General features: G+C 54.3%; 2 protein-coding genes. Both read right to left on the reverse strand.

What is annotated here, in order from left to right; translation table 11 throughout:
* Nucleotides 1-305: hypothetical protein (locus V6D20_01645; protein ID HEY9814499.1), on the reverse strand; the 305-nt coding region annotated here is incomplete at its 3' end.
* Nucleotides 292-1,572, reverse strand: a complete 1,281-nt coding sequence (locus V6D20_01650; protein HEY9814500.1) for an ISNCY family transposase — start codon at nt 1,570-1,572, stop codon at nt 292-294. The genes V6D20_01650 and V6D20_01645, both read right to left, overlap by 14 nt.
* Nucleotides 1,573-1,767: the final 195 nt, after the last annotated feature.

Below are 1,767 nucleotides of genomic sequence, written 5' to 3' on the forward strand. Positions count from 1 at the left end.
GGAAGATCTCCCCCTGACAATATCGACACTTCCGGGGACGAATTTCTGTTTTCCGCTGTCAAGCCAAAGTAGAAATGTCCCATATTTGACAAAGTAGAGATGTCCCCTTTGAAGAGGGCAGATAGAAAGGCATGGTAGACACCAAGCACTCGTGCGGAGGGTACGGCACTGCTGGAGAGCAAGCGGAGCGCTGACACGAGTGCCGAAGACTGGGCAGAGCGGTGCTCGCTCTGCACTTTGCATTCTGCCCAGTTTTTGGCCGAAAGCGATAAACTCAAGAGCCAGCTCAAATTAATCTGCGCCATCTGGAAAGACCTTCTGGATGGGTTTGCCATTGAGGTGGCGGCCATAGCGACGCCAGGGGTGATTGGCAGGGGGTGGCTTAGGTAGGCGCAACTGGTGGTCGAGGGTCTTGCTGGAGACCACTTCTGCCTGGCGTTGGGGTTTGTGATAGGTGGAGTAATCGAGGGGTTGGTCTTTGTAGAGCAGGGTGACTTCTCCACGGGCATTTTCGCACACCGTGACCGGGGCTTTGTGCAGGGCATAGGTTGGGCGCTGGGTGTGGATCTGATAGACGACATTGTGGTAGTGCACAGTCAAGTTCTTGGTCAGGGTACGTATTTCCTGGTGGGTGAGGATGCGCTCCAGGTTATCGGAGGGCAGCAAAGGTCGGTGGGCATCGTGGGAACTGCGTGGGACCACCCCAAAGCGGCGATTGAAATCTGCCCGGAATTCAGGTAGAAAGGCATTACCTGCTTGCATATCTGAGATGCCGCGCAGACGCAGCTCCTTGACCAGGCGATCCTGCAGGGTCTGGATGACCCGTTCGATGCGACCTTTGGCTTGTGGGGTGTTGGCGCACAAGGTTTGGATGTCCAGCTCTTCCATCGCCCGTGCAAACTGGGTTTGCCCACTGCTCAGTCCCAAGGGGCGGGGCTGGTTGACCCGGAAGATGCTGTCTTTGTCGCTGTAGAAGGCCAACGGCTTGCCATGCTGCTCAAAGTAATGGCGTGAAGCTTCACAATAGGCAAAGAAAGTCTCCTGTGGTACAAACCTCAACTCTCCCAACTGCCCGGTGGCGTCGTCGATGAACACTAACAGGACACATTTCGGCCCACGCGCTTCGAACCAGGCGTGCTCCGAGCCATCGATCTGCACCAACTCCCCCAAACAGGCTCGCCGCTCACGCAGCGGGTGCACGGCTGACCGCTTGGCTTTCTTTGGCTTCCACAGCCTTTCAGCGATCATCAACTTACGCACACTCTCGTCAGATATCTTCAACCCATGCAACTCCACCAGTTTCTCGTGCGCCAGCGTCGGCCCAAAGTCCCGATAGCGTTCATGGATCAAATCGATGACCTGCTGCTCTACTTGGGGGTCCATACGGTTGTTACTCGGTTTGCCACGCCGTCTGCTCACCAGCCCCGCTGCTCCTTGTTGGCGATAAGCTCGATACAGTCGCTTCACCTGTCGCACGCTTAGCCCAAGCATCCAAGCTGCTTCCTTCTGCGTCAAACGTTTCTCCTGGATTCGTTGCATGATTTCTAATCGGCTCAGTTCTTTTTTGCTCATTGTCAGTAGTTTGTCCACTTTGTTGTCCCTTTCGAAGGGGACATTTTAACTTTGGTAAAAGGGGACTCTACTACTTTGGGCTAACAATTGAAAAGCGAGTGACCTTCGGACAAAAGTTCGGACAGGGTCTTGCCAAAACAGATAGAAGCCTCTAAATTGAGTAACCGCTCTCAACGAGATACTCAAAGGAGGCTT

This window comes from Candidatus Obscuribacterales bacterium, from assembly GCA_036703605.1.
In the GTDB taxonomy this organism is placed as follows: Bacteria; Cyanobacteriota; Cyanobacteriia; order RECH01; family RECH01; genus RECH01.

Bases quoted from the DNA above. Each gene is read 5' to 3' on its own strand.
- V6D20_01650 (HEY9814500.1), bottom strand. From the start codon at position 1,572: ATGAGCAAAAAAGAACTGAGCCGATTAGAAATCATGCAACGAATCCAG.